The 20373-nt window shown below is 69.5% G+C and carries 16 protein-coding genes; 4 read left to right on the top strand and 12 right to left on the bottom strand.

Features of this window, described 5'->3' with window-relative positions; all coding sequences use genetic code 11:
• Position 1: 1 nt before the first annotated feature.
• Genes kdpB through kdpF form a run of 3 tightly spaced genes read right to left on the bottom strand, consistent with a single transcriptional unit; the run spans position 2 to position 3818 of the window.
• On the bottom strand, positions 2–2086 hold the full coding sequence (gene kdpB / locus ACQP2X_RS48420; RefSeq protein ID WP_498693067.1) for a potassium-transporting ATPase subunit KdpB: 2085 nt from the start codon (positions 2084–2086) through the stop codon (positions 2–4).
• Positions 2083–3729 carry a potassium-transporting ATPase subunit KdpA gene (gene kdpA / locus ACQP2X_RS48425; RefSeq protein ID WP_498693068.1) on the bottom strand — a complete coding sequence of 549 codons (1647 nt, stop codon included), beginning with the start codon at positions 3727–3729 and terminating at the stop codon, positions 2083–2085. Before kdpA ends, kdpB begins: the two co-directional genes overlap by 4 nt.
• Positions 3729–3818, bottom strand: a complete 90-nt coding sequence (gene kdpF, locus ACQP2X_RS48430; protein ID WP_498693069.1) for a K(+)-transporting ATPase subunit F — start codon at positions 3816–3818, stop codon at positions 3729–3731. Before kdpF ends, kdpA begins: the two co-directional genes overlap by 1 nt.
• Positions 3819–4142: 324 nt before the next feature.
• On the opposite strand from kdpF, the gene ACQP2X_RS48435 reads away from it, so the two are divergent.
• Positions 4143–6197: a PhoX family protein gene (locus ACQP2X_RS48435; protein ID WP_498693070.1), complete on the top strand. Its 2055-nt coding sequence runs from the start codon at positions 4143–4145 to the stop codon at positions 6195–6197.
• Positions 6198–6286: 89 nt separating this feature from the next.
• Positions 6287–8359: a PhoX family protein gene (locus tag ACQP2X_RS48440; RefSeq protein WP_498693072.1), complete on the top strand. Its 2073-nt coding sequence runs from the start codon at positions 6287–6289 to the stop codon at positions 8357–8359.
• A 262-nt stretch (positions 8360–8621) separates the two neighbouring features.
• Here the strand turns inward: ACQP2X_RS48440 and ACQP2X_RS48445 are convergent, their stop codons facing one another.
• The 9 genes from ACQP2X_RS48445 to ACQP2X_RS48485 form a co-directional block, all read right to left on the bottom strand.
• Complete coding sequence (locus ACQP2X_RS48445; protein ID WP_498693073.1) at positions 8622–8906, bottom strand: metalloregulator ArsR/SmtB family transcription factor; 285 nt, start codon at positions 8904–8906, stop codon at positions 8622–8624.
• Positions 8903–9715: a metal ABC transporter permease gene (locus tag ACQP2X_RS48450; RefSeq protein WP_498693076.1), complete on the bottom strand. Its 813-nt coding sequence runs from the start codon at positions 9713–9715 to the stop codon at positions 8903–8905. Before ACQP2X_RS48450 ends, ACQP2X_RS48445 begins: the two co-directional genes overlap by 4 nt.
• Positions 9699–10556, bottom strand: coding sequence for a metal ABC transporter permease (locus tag ACQP2X_RS48455; protein WP_498693079.1), 858 nt, complete (start codon positions 10554–10556; stop codon positions 9699–9701). The genes ACQP2X_RS48450 and ACQP2X_RS48455 overlap by 17 nt, the downstream gene beginning before the upstream one ends.
• Positions 10553–11299: a metal ABC transporter ATP-binding protein gene (locus ACQP2X_RS48460; RefSeq protein WP_498693081.1), complete on the bottom strand. Its 747-nt coding sequence runs from the start codon at positions 11297–11299 to the stop codon at positions 10553–10555. Before ACQP2X_RS48460 ends, ACQP2X_RS48455 begins: the two co-directional genes overlap by 4 nt.
• 1 nt (position 11300) lies before the next feature.
• A complete protein-coding gene (locus tag ACQP2X_RS48465) occupies positions 11301–12257 on the bottom strand; it encodes a metal ABC transporter substrate-binding protein (protein ID WP_498693083.1) in 957 nt (318 codons plus the stop codon).
• Between the two features lie 116 nt (positions 12258–12373).
• Entirely contained in the window at positions 12374–13099 is a 726-nt protein-coding gene (locus ACQP2X_RS48470) for a class I SAM-dependent methyltransferase (protein ID WP_498693085.1), read from the bottom strand.
• 58 nt (positions 13100–13157) lie between these two features.
• On the bottom strand, positions 13158–14264 hold the full coding sequence (locus ACQP2X_RS48475) for an aminotransferase class V-fold PLP-dependent enzyme (RefSeq protein WP_498693087.1): 1107 nt from the start codon (positions 14262–14264) through the stop codon (positions 13158–13160).
• Positions 14265–14347: 83 nt separating this feature from the next.
• Complete coding sequence (locus ACQP2X_RS48480; protein WP_498693088.1) at positions 14348–15655, bottom strand: pyridoxal-phosphate dependent enzyme; 1308 nt, start codon at positions 15653–15655, stop codon at positions 14348–14350.
• The gene (locus ACQP2X_RS48485) at positions 15652–17091 is read right to left on the bottom strand and encodes a type III PLP-dependent enzyme domain-containing protein (protein ID WP_498693092.1); all 1440 of its coding nucleotides are present in this window, start codon (positions 17089–17091) and stop codon (positions 15652–15654) included. The genes ACQP2X_RS48480 and ACQP2X_RS48485 overlap by 4 nt, the downstream gene beginning before the upstream one ends.
• Before the next feature lie 188 nt (positions 17092–17279).
• On the opposite strand from ACQP2X_RS48485, the gene ACQP2X_RS48490 reads away from it, so the two are divergent.
• Positions 17280–18341 (top strand): YibE/F family protein, encoded by a 1062-nt coding sequence (locus ACQP2X_RS48490; RefSeq protein ID WP_498693095.1) that lies wholly within the window; start codon positions 17280–17282, stop codon positions 18339–18341.
• Between the two features lie 30 nt (positions 18342–18371).
• Entirely contained in the window at positions 18372–20366 is a 1995-nt protein-coding gene (locus ACQP2X_RS48495) for a glycerophosphodiester phosphodiesterase family protein (protein WP_498693097.1), read from the top strand.
• Positions 20367–20373: the final 7 nt, after the last annotated feature.

The following is a 20373-nucleotide window of genomic DNA, read 5'->3' on the forward strand; positions in this document are numbered from 1 at the left end:
GTCAGATCCCCGGGATGAACTGGATGATGAGGTCGATGAGCTTGATGCCGAGGAACGGCACGATGACGCCGCCCAGGCCGTAGATCCACAGGTTGCGGCGCAGCAGGGCGCTCGCGCTCGACGGCCGATAGCGCACGCCGCGCAGGGCGAGCGGGATCAGCGCGACGATGACCAGCGCGTTGAAGATGACAGCGGACAAGATGGCCGAGCCCGGCGAGTGCAGCCGCATGACGTTGAGCGCGTCGAGGCCCGGGTACACCGCCGCGAAGATCGCCGGGATGATGGCGAAGTACTTGGCGATGTCGTTGGCGATCGAGAAGGTGGTCAGCGCGCCGCGGGTGATGAGCAGCTGCTTGCCGATCTCGACGATCTCGATGAGCTTGGTCGGGTCGGAGTCGAGGTCGACCATGTTGCCGGCCTCCTTGGCGGCCGACGTGCCGGTGTTCATGGCCACGCCGACGTCCGCCTGAGCCAGCGCGGGCGCGTCGTTGGTGCCGTCGCCGGTCATCGCGACCAGGCGGCCACCCTCCTGCTCCTTCTTGATCAGTGCGAGCTTGTCCTCGGGCGTCGCCTCGGCCAGGAAGTCGTCGACACCGGCCTCGGCGGCGATCGCGGCCGCGGTCCGCGGGTTGTCACCCGTGATCATCACGGTCCGGATGCCCATCTTGCGCATCTCGTCGAAGCGGGCGCGCATGCCCGACTTCACAACGTCCTTGAGGTGGATGACGCCCAGGATCCGGTCCTTCTCGGCCACCACCAGAGGGGTGCCGCCGGAGGCGCTGATCCCGTCGACGATCTCGCTCACCTCGTCGGAGGAGTGGCCGACCCACTTGATCACCGCACCCGCGGCGCCCTTGCGGATCTGCCTCTCGCCGATGTCCACACCGCTCATCCGGGTCTGCGCGGTGAACGGCACGAACGTCGCGTCCGTCATCAGGCCCGGCTCGCGCTCACGAAGCCCGAAGTCGTTCTTGGCCAGCACGACGATCGAGCGGCCCTCCGGCGTCTCGTCGGCCAGGCTGGAAAGCTGGGCGGCGTCGGCCAGCTCCTGCGCGGTCACGCCGTCGACCGGGACGAACTCGGACGCCTGACGGTTGCCCAGGGTGATCGTGCCGGTCTTGTCGAGCAGCAGCGTGTTCACGTCGCCGGCGGCCTCGACCGCGCGGCCCGACATGGCCAGTACGTTGCGCTGCACCAGGCGGTCCATGCCGGCGATGCCGATGGCCGAGAGCAGCGCGCCGATCGTGGTCGGGATCAGGCAGACGATCAGCGAGACCAGCACGATGCCGGTGACGCCGTGCGCGTCGATGGCGATGGTGTCCGGCGCCGCCGCCTGATAGGCCTTCGAGAAGATGGCCAGCGGCTGGAGCGTCACCACCGACAGCAGGAAGATGATCGTGAGCGCGGCCAGCAGGATGTTGAGCGCGATCTCGTTCGGCGTCTTCTGCCGGTTGGCCCCCTCGACCAGGGCGATCATCCGGTCGACGAAGCTCTCGCCGGGCTTCTGGGTGATCCGCACGACGATGCGGTCGGAGAGCACCTTGGTGCCGCCGGTGACGGCCGAACGGTCGCCGCCCGACTCGCGGATCACCGGGGCCGACTCACCGGTGATGGCCGACTCGTCGACGCTGGCGATGCCCTCGATGACGTCGCCGTCACCGGGGATGACCTGGCCGGCCTCGACCACCACCACGTCGCCATGCTTGAGGTCGGTGGCCGGGATCTCGCGGCCGTCCTTCAGCCGGGCGACCGTGTCCTGCTTGGCCGCGCGCAGGGCGGCCGCCTGCGCCTTGCCCCGGCCCTCGGCGACCGCCTCGGCCAGGTTGGCGAAGACGACGGTCAGCCACAGCCAGACCGTGATGATCCAGGCCAGCACGCTGGGATCGGTGATGGCCAGGACGGTCGTGAAGACCGAGCCGACCTCGACGATGAACATGACCGGGTTGCGCCAGAGCGCGCGCGGATCGAGCTTGGCCAGCGCCTGCGGCAAGGAGCGCCACAACTGGTTGAGGTCGAGCAGCCCACCGCGTACAGAGGAAGGGGTCTTGGTCTCCGGGGTCTCCGGAGGAGAGGCGAGCAAGGTCATGAGAGGCCCTCCGCGATGGGACCGAGAGCGAGAGCGGGCAGGAAGGTCAGCGCGACCAGCACGATCGTGACGCCGACGACCAGACCGACGAACAGGGGTTGGTGGGTGGGCAGGGTGCCCTCGGACTCCGGAACCGGCTTCTGCCGGGCCAGCGAGCCGGCCAGGGCCAGCACGAGGACGATCGGCAGGAAACGGCCGAGCAGCATGGCCAGGCCGAGCGCGGTGTCCCACCAGGGGGTGTTGACCGTGATGCCGCCGAAGGCGGAGCCGTTGTTGTTGCCGGCGCTCGTGAAGGCGTACAGGACCTCGGAAAGCCCGTGGGGTCCGACGTTGAGTGCCGTGGAGTTGTTGCCGGTGGCGAACGCGGCCGCCGTGCCGATCAGCACCACCGCCGGTGTGACCAGGAAGTAGAGCGACGCCAGCTTCATCTCACGGGCGCCGATCTTCTTGCCGACGTACTCGGGCGTCCGGCCGACCATGAGGCCCGCCACGAAGACCGTGATCGTGGCCAGGATCAGCAGGCCGTAGAGGCCGGCGCCGACGCCACCGGGTGCCACCTCGCCCAGCATCATGTTGACCATCGGCATCATGCCGCCGAAGGACGTGTAGGAGTCGAGGAACGAGTTCACCGCGCCGGTCGAGGTCAGCGTCGTGACCGCGCCGAACGTGGCCGAGTTGGGGACGCCGAACCGGACGTCCTTGCCTTCCATGGCCGCGCCGACCGCCTGCGGGACCGTGCCGGCGCCGTGCACCTCGAAGCCGACCGTGAGCGCGATCGAGGCGATCGCCAGCACCGACATGACCGCGACGATCGCGTAGCCCTGCCGGTTCTGGCCGACCATCCGGCCGAAGACCCGCGGCATGGCGAACGGGATGCACAGGATCAGGAAGAGCTGGATCCAGTTGGTCCAGGTCGTCGGGTTCTCGAACGGGTGGGCCGAGTTGGTGTTGTAGAAGCCGCCGCCGTTGGTGCCGAGCTCCTTGATCGCCTCCTGGGAGGCGACGGGGCCGCCGGTGATGTGCTGGGTGGCGCCGGTCAGCGTGCTGACGTCGGTGCCGCCGGACAGGTTCTGCACCATGCCGGCGATCATGAAGACCAGGGTGGCCAGCACGGCGATCGGCAGCAGCACGCGCAGCGTGATGCGGGTCAGGTCGACCCAGAAGTTGCCCAGCGTCTGGCTCTTGCGGGCCGCGAAGCCGCGGATCAGCGCCACCGCGACGGCGATGCCGACGCTGGCCGAGACGAAGTTCTGCACCGAGAGGCCGGCCATCTGGGCCAGGTGGCCCATCGTCGACTCACCCGAGTACGCCTGCCAGTTGGTGTTGGTCACGAAGCTGACCGCGGTGTTCCACGCGATGTGCGTGGGAACGGCGTCGAAGCCGAGCGACAGCCAGAGCTTGTCCTGCACGCGCAGGAACAGATAGAGGAACAGGATCGAGACGGCCGAGAACGCGAGCACGCTGCGGGCGTAGACGCCCCAGGTCTGCTCGGCGTTCGGGTCGACACCGACCAGGCGGTAGATGCCGCGTTCGACGACGTTGCTGCGCCGTCCGCTCACGACGCGGTAGATGTAATCACCCAGTGGCCGGTACACCGCGGCGACCGCGAGCACCAGCGTGATGACGAAAAGCCAGCCGGCCATCAGAACTTCTCCGGAAACAACAGGGCGGCCACGAGGAACCCGGCGAGGGCGACGGCGACGATGACGCCGATGGCGTTGACGGCGTTCACGAGCGTTCGACCGCCTTGATCAGCACGGTGAGCGCCGCGAACAGCACGACCGTGAGAACGACGAACCCGAGATCAGCCACGGGGTGACTCCTTGGACATGGGATGTGTGGTGGTACGGACGAAGCGAAGCGCGCCCGGGAGTCCGCGTCATCGGCGTTGACGCGTTGCGTACGGCCGCCGGGGGTTTCTTCACGCGTTTTTGACGCGGCTGCGACGGGGGACACAAAGAATCGAGGGGTCGCTCTCTGACGTGGAGTTGTTTACGCTGCGTTCACCTGGGATCGATGCACTCCGATCTGCGTCGCGATCAAAGGAGATCTCGAGATGCGTGAGCTGCTACCCCTGTTGGGCCATGGCCGGGACGCGAAGACCTGCCTCTACCGGTGCGGGAACGCCTGCGACCATCCGGTGCCCAACCAAACCGACAATCCGTATTTAGGCGATATCGTCGACGCCGCGGTGAGTCGCCGCGGGTTGCTGGTGGCCGGTGGTGCGGGCGCCTTGGTGCTCGGCGTCGGCGGCGGCGAGGTAGCGGCCGCGGGGCCGGCTGAGGCCGCGGGACCAGCCGCTGCGGGACCAGCCGCTGCCGGCCGGTTGACCTTCAAGCCCATCCCGCCGAACGAGCTCGACACCTTCATCGTGCCGAACGGATACGACCACGCCGTGGTCGTCCGCTGGGGAGAGCCGATCTTCCCCGGGGCGCCCGGACTCGACATCCACCACCAGACCGGGGAGACCCAGTCGAAGCAGTTCGGCTACAACAACGACTTCCTCGGCGTGCTGCCCTTCCCCGGCCGCCGCGACCGGGCTCTGCTGGTGTCGAACCACGAGTACACCAACGAAGAGCTGATGTTCCCCGGCTTCACCAGCCAGGAGGCGCTCACCGTCGACCAGGTCCGGGCCGCGATGGCCGCGCACGGCATGTCGGTCGTCGAGCTCGAACGGGTCGGTGACACCGGTCAGTGGCGGCTGATCCGGTCCGGGCGGAGGCCGTACAACAGGCGTTTCACCATGCTGGCGACCGAGTTCCGGGCCGACGGGCCGGCCGCCGGCTCGCCGCTGCTGCGGACCGCGGCCGACCCGCGGGGCACCACGATCATCGGCACCCTCAACAACTGCGCCGGCGGGGTCACGCCGTGGGGCACCGTGCTGTCCGGCGAGGAGAACTTCAACCAGTACTTCGTCGGCGGCGACGCCGTCCCGGCGGCCGACAAGCCGTACCTCAATCGCTATGGCATTCTCACCACCGCGCGCTACCCGTCCGGGTCACGCCGCTGGGAACGGGCGCAGGAGCGCTTCGACCTGGCCAAGCACCCGCACGAGGCGAACCGTTTCGGGTGGATCGTCGAGGTCGACCCGTTCTCGCCCGCCGAGCCCCCGCGCAAGCACACCGCCATGGGCCGCTTCAAGCACGAGGGCGCGAACGTGATCGTGGCCAGGTCGGGGCACGTCGTGGCGTACATGGGCGATGACGAGAGGTTCGAGTACCTCTACAAGTTCGTCTCATCGGGGACATATCGCCCGCATGATCGACGGCACAATCTGACCTTGCTGTCATCGGGGACGCTCTACGTAGCGCAGCTCAGCGGGGACAGCCCGGCCGCGGAGATCGACGGCTCCGGGAAGCTGCCCTCGGACGGGGCGTTCGACGGCACGGGCAAGTGGATCAAGCTGGTTTCGGGCACCACTTCCTTCGTACCGGGAATGACCGCCGTCGAGGTCTTGACCTTTGCCCGTCTCGCCGGCGACGCGGTCAAGGCGACCAAGATGGACCGTCCCGAGGACGTCCAGCCGAGCCTGAAGACCGGCAAGATCTACGCCGCCCTGACGAACAACACCAACCGCGGGGTCGGTACGTATCCAGGCGTCGACGAGGCCAATCCGCGCGTGGCCAACCGGCACGGCCAGATCTTCGAGATCACCGAGGACGGCGGCGACCACACCGGCGACACCTTCACCTGGTCACTGCCGATCGTCTGCGGCGACCCGGCCGACCCGTCCACGTACTTCGCCGGATTCGACAAGACGAAGGTCTCGCCGATCTCGTGCCCCGACAACGTCGCCTTCGACAGCACCGGAAATCTGTGGATCGCGACCGACGGCAACGCGCTGGGCAGCAACGACGGGCTGTTCGCGACGCCGATCGAGGGCCCGTCGCGCGGGCACCTCAAGCAGTTCCTGACCGTGCCGCCGGGTGCCGAGACCTGCGGCCCGTTCATCACCGGCGACGACCGCTCGGTCTTCGTCGCGGTGCAGCACCCCGGCGAGATCACCGGCGCCACCATCGACAACCCGGCATCGACCTGGCCCGATGGCGACTTCGCCAAGCCGGCCGTCGTGGTCACCTGGCACCTCGATAACAGAGCTATCGGTAGTTAAGACGTTTACGCTGCGTTCACCCCGGACCGGTAGTCCGGGGTGAACCCCCTCTCCTACGTTTCGGGCAGCTCACCTATCGAGGAGATGAGATGCCTGATATTCGCCGTCGGTTGCTACCCCTGCTGGGGCACAGCGGCGGGAGCCGGGACGCGATGACGTGCCTCTACCGGTGCGGCAACGCCTGTGACCACCCGGCCCCGAACGAGTCGGCCAACCCGTACCTCGGCGACGTGGTCAGCTCGGCCCTGAGCCGGCGTGGACTGCTCGCGGCCGGCGGCGCCGGCGCCCTCGTGCTCGGCCTCAGTTCCACCCCGGCCATCGCGGCGACCCCGGCAAGCGCCGCGCCTGTCCCGGCTTCCCGGCCTCGTCCTTCCTCCGGCAAGTTGACCTTCAAGGCCATCCCGCCCAACCAGCTCGACACCCTGATCGTGCCCAACGGCTACGACTCGTCGGTCGTCATCCGCTGGGGCGACGAGGTCGTGCCCGGCGCGCCGTCGTTCGACCTGGAGCACCAGACGGCCAAGGCCCAGTCGAAGCAGTTCGGATATAACAACGACTTCGTCGGCGTCATCCCGATCAGCGACGACCGTGCCCTGCTCGTGGTCAACCACGAGTACACCAACGAGGAGCTGATGTTCCCGGGCTTCACCAGCCTGGACGCCCTCACGGTGGAGCAGGTCAAGGTCGCCATCGCGGCGCACGGCCTCTCCGTGGTCGAGATCGAGCGGGTCGGCCGCAGCGGCGAATGGAAGCCGGCGCGCTCCAAGCGGCTGCGCTACAACCGGCGCATCACGGCGCTGGAGACCGCGTTCCGGCTCACCGGCCCGGCCGCCGGCACCCCGGCGCTGCGGACGAAGGCCGACCCTCGCGGCACCACGGTCATCGGAACGCTCAACAACTGCGCCGGCGGCGTCACCCCGTGGGGCACGGTGCTGTCCGGCGAGGAGAACTTCAACCAGTACTTCGTCGGCGGCGACGCCGTGCCGGAGGCCGACAAGGCCAAGCTCAACCGGTACGGCATCACGACCACCGCCCGCTACCCCAGCGGCTCGCGCAAGTGGGACCGCGCCCAGGAGCGCTTCGACCTGGCCAAGCACCCGAACGAGGCGAACCGCTTCGGCTGGATCGTCGAGGTCGACCCGTTCGACCCGGACGCGCCGCCGCGCAAGCACACCGCGATGGGCCGCTTCAAGCACGAGGGCGCCAACGTCATCGTGGCCAAGTCCGGCCACGTCGTGGCGTACATGGGCGACGACGAGCGGTTCGACTACCTCTACAAGTTCGTGTCGGCCGGCAAGTACCGTCCGCACGACAGGCGGCACAACCTCACCCTGCTCGAGTCGGGCACGCTCTACGTGGCCAAGGTGACGGGTGACAGCCCGGCCGCGGAGATCGACGGCACCGGCAAACTGCCGACTGACGGCGCCTTCGACGGCACCGGCACCTGGATCAAGCTGGTCTCGGGGACCACGTCGTACGTGCCCGGAATGACCGCGGCCGAGGTGCTGACCTTCACCCGTCTCGCGGGCGACAAGGTGGGCGCGACCAAGATGGACCGTCCCGAGGACGTCCAGCCCAGCCTCAAGACCGGCAAGATCTACGCCGCGATGACCAACAACACCAACCGGGGCGTCGGATCGAACCCGGGCGTGGACGAGGCGAACCCGCGCAACGCCAACAAGCACGGGCACATCTTCGAACTGGTCGAGGACCGCGGCGACCATACCGGCCTGACCTTCACCTGGTCCCTGCCGATCGTCTGCGGCGACCCGACGGCGGCCGACACGTACTTCGGCGGCTACGACAAGACGAAGGTGTCGCCGATCTCCTGCCCCGACAACGTGGCCTTCGACAGCGCCGGGAACCTCTGGATCTCGACCGACGGCAACGCGCTGGGCACGAACGACGGGCTGTTCGCGACGCCGATCGAGGGATCGGAGCGGGGTGCCCTGAAGCAGTTCCTGACGGTGCCGCGCGGCGCCGAGACGTGCGGCCCGTTCATCACGGGCGACGACCGCTCGGTCTTCGTGGCGGTCCAGCACCCGGGCGAGATCAGCGGCGCCACGGTGGACAAGCCCGCTTCCACGTGGCCCGACGGCGATTACGCCAAGCCCGGCGTCGTGGTGTCGTGGCGCCTCGACGGCGGCCCGGTCGGTAGCTGACACCATCTGCGTGAAGTGAGGCGCTCGGCCGGGATCAACCGGCCGAGCGCCTTCGTCTTTCCCTGAGCCGCCCGCAAACCCGCCGTCGCCCGCGAACCCGCCGTCGCCCGTGAACCGGCGCCGCCCGGCGAATCGACCCCGCCCGCCCAGGGGGACCCCCACCCTAGGCAGCCATCCTCCCAAAATCCGCGCACGGCGGCCGGCACCCTGTGGACAACCCGCTTCTGTGGACAACCGGGCGGGCATCAGCGCGACACCCCACCTACTCCCCACCGGCGAAGCGGACCACCTCGCTGACCAGATGAGCGGTCTCGTCGTCGGTCAGGGCGTAGAACACCTGCCGACCATCACGGCGTCGTCGGATCAATCGGGCGTCGAGCAGGAACCGCAGGTGGTGAGCAACAGCGGTCGGATCAGCCGGCACCGCGGCGGCGATTTCCGGCGGCCCGAGTTCTCCGCTGCGCAGCAGCACCAGGATGCGCAGCCGGTGCTCGTATGCCATTCCCCGCAAAACGGTCACCGCCCGTTCCAGGACGTCGTCGTTCACGCCGCGGCCACCCCTCGCAGCGGCCGGGCCAGGACCGAAGAGACGGCCAGGAGCAGGGTTGCGGTGAGCGCGATGCTCGCGCCGGCGGCGACGTTCCAGATGTACGAGGCGTAAAGACCGCCCAGGCCACTCGCCACCGCGAACGCCACCGCCAGGGCCGTGATCACCGGCAGCCGGGTGGACCACAGGCGGGCCGCGGCGGCCGGCGCCACGATCAGGGCCACCGCCAGGATCGTCCCCACCGCCGGAACGATCGTCACCACCACCGCCTCCACCGTGAGCAGCAGCACGACGTCCCAGCGGCCGACGGCCAGACCCGCCGCTCGGGCGCCGCCCGGGTCGAAGCCGGCGAAGGTCAGCGGGCGGGCGCAGACCGCCAGCAGGGCCGCCACCGCGACCAGCATCGCGGCCGTGAACACCAGGTCCTGGTTGTTCACGGTGAGGATCGAGCCGACCAGCAGGGCCGACAGGTCGCGGCTGAAACCGCTCTGGGTGGCGATCAGGCCGGCGCCCAGCGCGAACCCGGCCGACAGCACCACGCCGGTCGCGGCGGCCGCGTTCTGGCCCTGCCTGCGGCTCAGGGCGGCCACCCCCAGCGCCACCACCGCGCCGGCCACGATGCCGCCCGCGAAGACGTTCACGCCGATCAGCGAGGCGGCCACCACGCCGGGGAAGGTGGCGTGGGTCAGCGCCATCGTGAAGAACGACAGGCGGCGCACCACCACCTGCACGCCGATCAGGCCGGCCAGCGCGCCGGCCAGGATCACCTCGGCGATCGCTCGGTGCAGCGCGTCATCCCACCAGTTCATGCGGGGACCCCTTTCGCGCGGGTGGCGTCCGTCGGCGCAGCGGCAGCAAGAGCAGATAGGCCACCACGAGCAGGAGTACGACCGCGGAGGCCGACGTCAGAGCGATGCCGTAGTCGACCGACGCGGTCCAGCTGATCCACAGGCCGCCGTAGCCGGCGAGCAGGATCAGGACCGTGCCGATCACCGCCATCGCCGCCAGCCGCGCCGTGATCAGACGGGCCGCCGCGGCCGGGATGATCAGCAGGGCGACGACCAGGATCGTGCCGACCGCGCGGACCGCGGCCACCACGACCAGGGCGACGATCACGTTCAGCCACAGGTCCAGCCAGAAGGTGCGATAGCCGGCCGCGGCCGCCGCCGCCGGGTCGAACGTGCGGAACAGCAGCGGCCGGGCCGCGATGGCCAGCATCGCCAGGATCACCGCCGCCAGCACGGCGGTCTCGGCGATCTGCCGCGGCGTCACGGTCAGGAGACGTCCGAAGAGGAAGGACGTCAGATCTGAGGTGTACGAGGATTCGCGCGACACGAGCACGACGCCGATCGAGAACATCGCGGTCAGCACGACGGCCGTGGACGCGTCGTCCGAGAGCGCCCCGGTGCGGGTCAGCAGGGTCAGCACGACCGCGGTGAGCAGCCCGGCCACGAGCGCGCCGACGACCAGGCCCTCCACCCCACCGGCCAGAAACCCGATCACCACGCCGGGGAAGACGGTGTGGGTGAGCGCGTCCGACACGAAGGAGAGCCGCCGGGCGAAGACGAAGACGCCGACCGGCCCGCAGATCAGCGCGAGCAGCGCCAGCTCGGCCATCGCCCGGGCCATGAACGGCACGGTGAGGATCACGGCTCCACCAGAACCGTGCGGCCGTCGGCCAGGTCGATCGCGTGACCGCCGTACGCCGAACGCAGTTGATCCGCCGTCAGCACCTCGCCCGGAGGGCCGAAGGCCCACTGCCGTCCGTTGATCAGGCAGACCAGGTCGGCCACATCACGGGCGAGGGCGAGATCGTGCGTGCTGAGCAGCAGTGCCGTGCCGCTCGCGGTGAGCTCGCGCAGCACCGTCAGGATCGCCTCCTGGCTGACCACGTCGACGCCGTTGAACGGCTCGTCGAGCAGCAGCAGCTCGGGTTCGGCGGCCAGCGCGCGGGCGAGGAGCACCCGCTGCCGCTGACCGCCGGAGAGCAGCCCGAACCGGCGCCCCGCCTCGCCGGCCAGGCCGACCCGGTCGAGTGCCTCCTTCGCGGCCCGCCGGTCGGCGGCCCGGGTGGGCCGCCACCACCCGATCCGGCGGTAGCGGCCCATCAGCACGACCTGGGCGGCAGTGACCGGGAAGTCGGGATCGAGGTCGCCGACCTGCGGCACATATCCGCACAGCTCCCGCACCCGGCCCGGGGCGCGGCCGAACACCTCGGCCGTGCCGCCGAGCACCTCGGTGAGCCCCAGCACCGCCTTGATCAGGGTCGATTTGCCGGCCCCGTTGGGCCCGGCCAGGGCAAGGCACTGCCCGGCCTCCAGCGAAACGTTCACGTGGGTGAGGACCGGGGTGCCGCGATATCCGACGCTCGTGTCGGCGAAGCGGAGGACCATGTCAGCCGGCCAGCGCGTCCACGATGACCTTGGTGTTGTGCTCCTCGGCGCCGAGGTAGGTGCCCGTGGGGGTGCCCTGCTCGCCGAGGCTGTCGCCGTAGAGGGCGTCCTCGCCGCCGATCACCTTGACGCCGGCCTGCTTGGCGATGGCCTCGGCGCTCTTCGGAGGCAGCGAGCTCTCGGTGAAGATGGCCTTGGTACCGGTCGCTTTGATCTTGGCGACCAGGTCGGTGAGCTGCTGCGCGGAGAGCTCGGCCGACGTGTCCAGGCTCGGGATCACGGAGCCGACGAACTGCAACTTGTAGCGGTCGACGTAGTAGCCGAACGCGTCGTGGTTGGTGACGAGCTTGCGGTCACCGGCGGGCAGCTTGGCGAACGCGGCCTCGTTGTCGGCGTCCAGTTTGTCGAGCTTGGCGGAGTACGAGGTGAGGTTCGAGGCGTACGTCCCCGCGTCCTCCGGATCGGCCGCCGCGAGCGCCTTCTCGATGTTGGTCACCATGATCTTGGCGTTGCGGGGGTCGTGCCAGATGTGCGGGTCGTGCTCCTCACCTTCGGCGTGCTCGTCGCCCTCTTCCTCCTCGTGACCGCCCTCGCGGAGGGTCACGCCCTGGCTGGAGTCGACGACGGTGCCCTTGAAGCCGGCCGAGGCGATGGTCTGGTCGAGCCACGACTCCAGGCCGACGCCGTTCTTGACGACGACCTTGGCCTCGCCGATCGCCTTGATGTCGGCCGGCGTGGGCTCGTACTCGTGGGGGTCCACATTGGGCTTGATGATCTGGGTGACGGTGACGTCGTCCCCGCCAATGGTGCGGACGAAGTCGGCGACCTCCGGCGTGGTCGCGACCACCGAGAGGGCCGAGCCGCCGCTCGGAGCGGCCGCCGCGCCGCCGTCGTCGGAGCCGCAGCCGGCCAGCGAGATGAGCGCCGCCGAGACGGCGAGAATACCGAGTGCTTTCACGCTGCGAAACGGTAATCGTTTTCAATAATTATCGTCTAATGGCAAGATGCGGATGTCGCCACACGTCGATCCGGCGGTGAACGTGAAGTACCGGTACGGGTGGCTACGGCAGAAGATCAAGTTTGGGCAGCCAGGGCGGCGTGACGGCCGTCGCGCCAGATGAGGCCGGTCTCGGCGAAGCCGGCCTCCCGCGCCGCGGCCAGGTGCCACGAGACCGTGCCGGCGAAGTTGGCCGGGGCCCGGTCGCGGAACACGTCGGCCCGGGCGGCCATCAGATCGCTGAACTCGGCGGCCTCGGAAAGGTCGTTCCACCACTGGACCCAGGCCATCTCGGCCGCGGCGTCGCCGGGGGCCGGGTCCATCGCGCGCATCACCGAGGGGAGGCCGTCGTCGGGCATCAGGTCGGCCACCACCAGCAGGCCGCCGGGGGCCAGCACCCGGCGGCATCGCCGATAGAGGGCCCGGATCGCCGGTGGTGGCAGATAGTGCACGGTCATGACCGAGGTCACCAGGTCGTATCCGCCACCGGCGCGGCCGGCCCAGGAGCCCGAGTCCAGGTCGGCGTCGATCACCGCGACGCCGGCGGCGCGCGCCAGCGAGAGCAGGACCGGGTCGAGGTCGACCAACGCCACGCGGCAGTCGGGCCAGCGGGCCGACATGCGCTCGGCCAGCACGCCCGGGCCGCCGCCGAGGTCGAGGCAGCGCCGCGGAGAGCCGCCGCGGACCGCCTCGACCGTGGCCGCGATGGCCGCTTCGAGGCCGGGCAGGCCGGGGACGAAGCCGGTCATCACCTCGTCCCACGTGGCGCGCCAACGGTCGGAGTCGAGCGCGGTCGACGGCATGGGCCCATCCTCGCCTGCTAACGGAAACGACACCCATTTCTATCAAACCGCCGCCCGATCAGTGGTCAAGCGTCCCCAGCGCGTCCAGGAGACGATCCACCTCCTCGACCGCGGTGTAGGCGTGCAGGCTCACCCGTACGGACGAGGTCTTCTCGCCCTGGTCGCCCTGGCAGTGACCGTCGGCACGGACCAGAATCCCCTCGCTCTCGAGGATGAAGCCGAGGTCGTTGGAGGAGATCGCGCGGTGCCGGAACGTCACGATGCCCTGCCGGCGCTGCACCGGCGAGGCCGCCGAAAGGCTCTCCTGGCACCCGAGCACCTCGTAGGAGGCGAGCCGGTCGAGGCCGTCGGTGAGCCTCGCGCCGAGAGCCCGGCTCCAGCGCGCCACACGATCGAGGCCGGTCCGGTCGAGCCAGTCCATGGCGGCGGCCAGGCTCACGATGCCGCTCGTGTTGGGCGAGCCCCGCCACCCGGCGGGCTGGAAAGCGGGGCCGCGCTTGTTGGCCGCCCAGATGGCGCCGATACCGGGCAGGGCCATGGCCTTGTGCCCGGAGAAGACCACGAAATCGACGTCGAGCGGCGCCACCGACAGCGGCATGTGGCCGAAGCCCTGTGCCGCGTCGAGGCAGATCGCCACGGACGGCCCCACCGCCCGGCGCAGGCGGTGGATGTTCATGTCGTTGCCGTACACATGGTGCACATGGGTTGCGGCGACGAGCCGGGTCCGCGGGGTGAGAAGCGCCCGCAGCCGGTCGGTGTCGTAGTCGTACGCGGCGTCGTACGGCATGGCCCTGACCACGGCGCCGGCCTGGTCGGCGGCCTCCAGCCAGGGCACGATGTTCGCGCTGTGGTCGGCGAACGGCACGATGATCTCGTCACCGGGTCGCAGCTGAGGGGTCAGCCAGTCCCGGGCGACCGCGCGCAGCCCTTCCGTCGTCCCGCTCACGAAATGAACATCGGATCTCTCCGACCTGTCACCGAGGAACGCTCGCAGTTGATCACCGGCCTGAGCGATCCGGTCGGTCGTGCGGTTGGCCCAGGGATAGGTGCCGCGGGCGGCGTTCGCGTTGCCGGTGGTCAGATAGTCCATCACCGCGTCGAGGACCGCCTGCGGCTTCTGCGTGGTGGCCGCACTGTCCAGATAGGCCACTCCCGGATGGGCCATGAGCTGCGGAAACTGGGCCCGAACCCCGGCCTGCCAGGGCAGTAGCTCCCGAATGGCATCGGTATGTTCCCCCACCCCGATCATCAGTCACGCACCAGGGTCGCGCCCGCGTCGCGCCAGGCGATGACGCCGCCGGCCAGCGATCGCACGTACGGATGGCCCATCCGGGTCAGCAGCGCCGCGTACCGGGCCGACTTCTCGCCGACCGGGCAGACCAGCAGCACCGGCTGCCGCCGGCTGAACGGCAGTCCGCCGTGGAGCAGCTCGTCGAAGACCTCGTCGACGATGTTGATCGAGCCGGCGATGTGCTGGGCCTGGAACGCGTACGGGCTGCGCAGGTCGACGATCAGGCCCGGCCAGCGCTGGGCCTCGGGCACGTCGATGGCCGGAGCGGCCGCCACCTCGGCGTCGGACAGCGCGCGGTGGTCGTTGCGGCGGGCCGGCCGGCCGAACAGCGCGGGCCGCCGTTCCCAGAGGTAGCTGAGGTAGCTCTCCATCCGGTCGCAGACTATGAAAACCGCGGTGCGCCGCTCGTCGAGCGTCGCGTCCAGCGCTTTCAGATGGCGTACGGCTCCTTGAAAGGCTCCTCCGCCGGTCGGCCCGGCCGGCGTGCCGCAACGCCGGATGAGCGTGAGCATGCCGTCGATGGCCTCGTCGGCGCTGATCGTCTCGAGCCCGTCGTAGACGCCCGGGTCGAACAGGCCCACCTCGTGCACCTCGTCGATGGTGCGGATGCCGGGGATGAAGTCGCTCTTCTGAGCGACCAGACCGATCACCCGTACGTCGGGATCGTGCTGCCGTAGGGCGCGAGCCACCCCGGTCGACGAGCCGGCCGTGCCCACGCAGGCGATGAAGTAGTCGGGGGCGCGGCCGTCCAGGTCCTTGACGATCTCGGGGCCGGTACCGCTGAAGTGGGCCTCGACGTTGTCGTCGTTGAAGTACTGGTCGGTGTGCACATATCCGCTGCCGTCGGCCGCCAGCGCCTGGTGCATGCGGGTCAGCGGGTCCTCGGTGTCGGTCGGGTCGAGACACTCGGCCTGGCCGGGCAGCTCCTCGATCTCGGCCCCGAGCAGCAGCAACAGGTCTTTGACCTCGGGCACCTTCATCCGGTTGGTGACGCTCTTGAACGACAGGCCGTGCATGCCGGCCAGCATCGCGAGCGCCTTGGCGGTGTTGCCGCTGGACAGCTCGACCACCGTATCGCCGCGCCGGACGGCACCGTCCAGCAGCGGGCGGAGCATGCCCAGGGCGGCCCGGTCCTTCAGGGAGCCGAACGGGTTGAGGAGCTCCATCTTGGCGTACAGGTCGATGTTGCGAAGGCCGTGGACGGCCGGATCGATGCGCACCAGCGGGGTGTTGCCGATGGCCTCGGTCATGTCGTCGTATCTCATGATTCCTCCGCGCGCGGGTGGACGGGCCAGTACTGCTCGTCGAGGCACCAGCGCCAGGCGCCGCCTTCGCGGTAGACCGCCACTTTGCGGCCGATCGGCTGGTGCAGTGCCTGTGTGGCGCTGAAGTCCATGAAGTAGCCGGCGGTGTTCACGAAGGCGAGCAGGTCGCCGGGTCGCGGGGTGACCGGGAGGAACACCTGGCGGCGCGTGATCAGGTCGGCTTCGAGGCAGAGGTTGCCGAGCAGATAGAAGGCCCCGGGCGTGTCCGATTTGTCGGCAGTGATGACCAGCGGATCCATCAGGACGCCGTGCTCCTCCAGGCTCACATCGCGCGCGTTGCAGTCGAGCCGCACCAGCGGGCCGCGCACCTCGAGCACCCGGGCCAGGACGATCCCGCACTGGTCGAGCAGCGCCCGGCCGGGCTCGATGTCCAGGTCGTACATGGTGTCGAGCAGCAGTGATCCGAGCGGCCGGCGCAGTCCGGGCGCCTGCGCGCTCAGCAGCTGATCGAGATATCCGGCGCCGGAGACCGGCCGATGGGAGGGGTAGAGCCCCAGCACCCCGCGCAGCGTCCCGGCCTCGTTGCGCAGCCCGTAGCCGTGCCCGTTCCAGGTCATCGGCTCGCGCCGGCCGAGCACAGCCTGGGCCAGCTCGGACGTGTACCGCTCCCACTGCTCGCCGTCGGCCAGGTAGTTGACGCCGAACCCGCCGCCGATGTCGACCGAGCGCACCTCGATCCCCCGGGCCCGGCACTCCTCGAGGGCGGCCAGGCAGCCCTCCAGGGCGATCGCCTTCTCGGGCCACCCGATGGTGTCGAGGTGATAGGCGACGCCGACCGGCTCCAGCTCCTCGTGGTGCTTCTCCAGCAGGTCGAGCACCTCGGCCAGGTCGCCGGCGGGCACGCCGAAGCGGCTGCGCCGGCTGATCACCTGGACGCCCTGCGACGCGAACTCGGAGAGCCGGACCATCACCCGCACCCGGGGGAGACGGTGCTCGGCCACGAGCGCGGCCAGGTCGGTGAGCTCGCCGGGTGAGTCGGCGTTCACGATGACGCCGGTGCGGGCGGCCAGCCAGAGGAACTCGCGGTTCTTGGGGCCGGTGGCCATGATCCGCTCGGGGCCGAATCCGGCGCCGAGCGCGTGCTGCAATTCGGCCAGCGAGGCCACGTCGGCGCCGGCGTCGGTGGCGGCCAGCCGGCGCAGGAGCGCGGCCGACCTGTTCGCCTTGTGTGCGAAGTAGACACGACCGCGTAACCGGTGGTGGTGATAGGTCTCCCGAAAGGCCTCGACATTCGCTTCGAGCAGGTCGGGAAGAACGATGTTGAGTGGTGATCCGAGGCCGTCCACCAACTGCCTCAGCAGCTCACCCTCGTCGAGAACGGATCGGGCGACCGGTTCGATTCTGGGGGTCAGATAGAGCGGATTCAGATCGGGCACAATGGCGACCTCCCGCTTGGCGGTTTCCCCAACCTAACCGATGATCAGAACACTTTCTATACCCGGAGTGATGAGTCAATCACTCATTCTCGTTTGCGCATGGATAAAACAGATTTGTCAATCCCTCTGTCGTTGATTGAGCACTGATATAATCAATTGCGCATGTATCGGGGCGCTAATCTTGCGCGGTGGCCGGCCGACACACGCATTCACACGATCAGCTTCCCGAGGCGTCCCGGCGGATCATCGCCGCCATCCTCGTACCGGCCGCGATCGCCACTCTGATCGCGATGATCGTGCTCTGGCCGGCCCGCACGGCGCCTCCCGCCGGGGAGAACAACCGCGTCGAGGGCACTGTCACGGCGATCAACGGCCAGGCCGCCGTACGCCTCGACGACGGCACCGAGATCAGCGCGGAAATCGGCACGAAGGTCCGCGTCGGCGACCAGGTGGTCCTGCTCCACACGGGCGCCGACTACGCGATCGTCGACCATCAGCGGAGCACGCCGATGATCTGGCTGCTCGCCCTGACGGCCGCGGTGATCCTGGCCTTCGGGCGGTGGCGCGGGCTGACCTCGCTCGTGGGCCTGGCCGTCAGCTTCGCGGTGCTGCTGCTCTTCATCATCCCGGCGATCCTCGACGGCTCGCCGCCGCTGCTGGTCGCGGTGGTCGGCGCGTCGGCGATCATGTTCGCGGCGCTCTATCTGACACACGGCGTCAACACCCACACGTCGGTCGCGGTCGCCGGCACGCTGGCCAGCCTGGTGCTCACCGGGCTGCTCGGCGCCGGCTTCACCGCGGCCCTGCATCTGACCGGCGTCGCCACCGACGACGACGCCTTCCTGTCGGCCACCCTGGGCGGCATCGACATGCGCGGCCTGCTGCTGGCCGGCATCGTCATCGGCGCGCTCGGCGTGCTCGACGACGTGACGGTCACCCAGGCCGTGACCGTGGCCGAGATGTCGTCGGCCTCGTCAGGCTGGCCGCTCTACCGCGCGGCGATCCGGGTCGGGCGGGCGCATGTCGGGTCGGCGGTCAACACCATCGTTCTGGCGTACGCCGGCGCGTCGCTCCCGCTGTTGCTGCTCTTCTCCACCAGTACGCAGCCCGCGGGCGACCTTCTCACCGGCGAGCTCCTGGCCCAGGAGATCCTGCGCAGCGCCGTCGGCACGATCGGCCTGGTCGCGGCGGTGCCGATCACCACGGCGCTCGCCGTTCTGGCGTCCGGGCGTAACCATCGCTTTACTTAAATGTTTCGTTGGCCGCTGAGGCTGGCCATCATGCCTCATCACGGAAAAGCGACAGCGCTTCTGGCGGCCGGCGCCCTGATCGGCGGCTCTTTGATCGGCGTGACACCGGCGGCGGCCCACTCCCGGAGCTTCGACCTGCAAGCACACCGCGGCGGCCTGGGCCTGCGGGTGGAGAACACCCTCGCCTCGTTCGGCAACGCGCTCCAGCTCGGCGTCAGCACCCTCGAGCTCGACGTGCAGATCACCGAGGACGGCCAGGCCGTCGTCACCCACGACCGGCGGGTCACCGGCACCAAGTGCGCCGACACCGCGCCGGTCACGGCCGGTGACCCCGAGTTCCCGTACGTCGGCAAATACGTCAACACGCTCACCCTTGCCCAGGTCCGCACCCTCGACTGCGGTGCGAGGACGCTGGCCGACAAGCCCGGTCAGCTCGCCGTGCCGGGCGCCCGGATGCCGCTCCTGCGCGAGGTGTTCGAGCTGGTCAAGCGCTACCGGGCGGACGGCGTAAAGCTCAACGTCGAGACCAAGGTCGAGGCCGGGGCGCCCACCGAGACCGCCCCGCGCGAGCAGTTCGTGCGGGTCACCGCGGCCGAGGTCCGCCGGGCCGGCCTGCTGCGCCAGGTCACCATCCAGAGCTTCGACTGGGGCGCGCTCATGCGGATGCGCCAGGTCGAACCGCGGCTGCCGCTGGTCGCCCTGACCAACTACGACTTCCTGCAGACCGGTCAGCCCGGCGCGTCGCCGTGGCTGGGCGGGATCGACATCGACGACTTCGGCGGCGACCCGATCCGGGCCGTCAGGAGCTTCGGCGCGAGCGCCTTCTCGCCGGTGCACGGCTTCCCGCAGAACGGCACGGTCACCGACCCCGCCTACCGGCCGTACGTGACCCGCGAGATGGTGCGGCACGCGCACGCGTACGGCATCAAGGTCATCCCGTGGACCGTCGACGACGTACCCACCATGACCAAGCTCATCGACGACGGCGTCGACGGCCTGATCACCGACTATCCGGACCGCCTGCGGACCGTCCTCGCTGACAAGGGCTTCAAACTGCCGCGGGGGTACGTCTCGCCGTTCGACGTCCAGGCGCATCGAGGCGGCCGGGCCACCCACCCGGAGAACACGCTGCCGGCCTTCGCGCACTCGCTGGCCAATCCGGCGATCTCGACGTTGGAGCTCGACACCGGTGTCACCCAGGACGGGAAGCTGGTGGTGCTCCACGACCGGGCGATAAACGGCTCGCACTGCGCCGACACCGCGCCGGCCTTCCCGGGCGACCCCGAGTTCCCGTATGTCGGCAAGCTCGTCCACGACCTCACGCTGGCCCAGATCACGACGATCGACTGCGGCGCCCGCATCCCCACCCTCGGCGAGGTCTTCGCCCTGGTCAGGACGAGCGGCCGGGACGACATCAGAATGAACATCGAGACCAAGATCAGCCCGCTGGTGAACGACACCGAGGCCTATCCGGTCTTCACCCGCAAGCTGGTCCGGGCGATCCAGGACGCCGGCTTCGTCAAGCGCGTGACCATCCAGTCCTTCGACTGGCGGACCATCCGCCTGGCCCGCACGCTCGACCGGCGGATCGAGACGGTCGCCCTGGTCTGGCAGTACGGCCCGGCCGAGTGCGCCACCCTGGCCGACGAGTGCTCGCTGCGGGCCGTCTACGGCGACCCCTCCGTGAAGAGCCCGTGGACCGCCGGTCTCGACTGGTGGCGCTACCGCGACCTGGGCGCGCTGACCCGGGCCGCCGGCGCCTCGACCGTCTCGGCGAACTGGCAGGTGCACGATCCGAACCAGCTCACCAACGCCGACGAAGACTGGTATCTGCGGACGAACCCGGCGTACTTCCACGGCCCGACGGTCCCGGTCCTTCAGAAGCGGTACGGCCTGAAGGTCGTGCCGTACACCGTCAATGACCCCGCCGTCATGCAGCGGGTGATCGACCTCGGCGTGGACGGCATCATCAGCGACGACCCGGATCTGCTGATCAAGGTGGCGATCCGCAACGGGTTGCGCTGAGATCGAG

It is taken from the genome of Actinoplanes sp. CA-131856 (assembly GCF_050956135.1).
Classification (GTDB): Bacteria; Actinomycetota; Actinomycetes; order Mycobacteriales; family Micromonosporaceae; genus Actinoplanes.

Bases quoted from the DNA above. Each gene is read 5' to 3' on its own strand.
- kdpB (WP_498693067.1), bottom strand. From the start codon at position 2,086: ATGACCTTGCTCGCCTCTCCTCCGGAGACCCCGGAGACCAAGACCCCT.
- kdpA (WP_498693068.1), bottom strand. From the start codon at position 3,729: ATGGCCGGCTGGCTTTTCGTCATCACGCTGGTGCTCGCGGTCGCCGCG.
- ACQP2X_RS48435 (WP_498693070.1), top strand. From the start codon at position 4,143: ATGCGTGAGCTGCTACCCCTGTTGGGCCATGGCCGGGACGCGAAGACC.
- ACQP2X_RS48440 (WP_498693072.1), top strand. From the start codon at position 6,287: ATGCCTGATATTCGCCGTCGGTTGCTACCCCTGCTGGGGCACAGCGGC.
- ACQP2X_RS48450 (WP_498693076.1), bottom strand. From the start codon at position 9,715: ATGAACTGGTGGGATGACGCGCTGCACCGAGCGATCGCCGAGGTGATC.
- ACQP2X_RS48460 (WP_498693081.1), bottom strand. From the start codon at position 11,299: ATGGTCCTCCGCTTCGCCGACACGAGCGTCGGATATCGCGGCACCCCG.
- ACQP2X_RS48470 (WP_498693085.1), bottom strand. From the start codon at position 13,099: ATGCCGTCGACCGCGCTCGACTCCGACCGTTGGCGCGCCACGTGGGAC.
- ACQP2X_RS48475 (WP_498693087.1), bottom strand. From the start codon at position 14,264: ATGGCCCATCCGGGAGTGGCCTATCTGGACAGTGCGGCCACCACGCAG.
- ACQP2X_RS48480 (WP_498693088.1), bottom strand. From the start codon at position 15,655: ATGAGATACGACGACATGACCGAGGCCATCGGCAACACCCCGCTGGTG.
- ACQP2X_RS48495 (WP_498693097.1), top strand. From the start codon at position 18,372: ATGCCTCATCACGGAAAAGCGACAGCGCTTCTGGCGGCCGGCGCCCTG.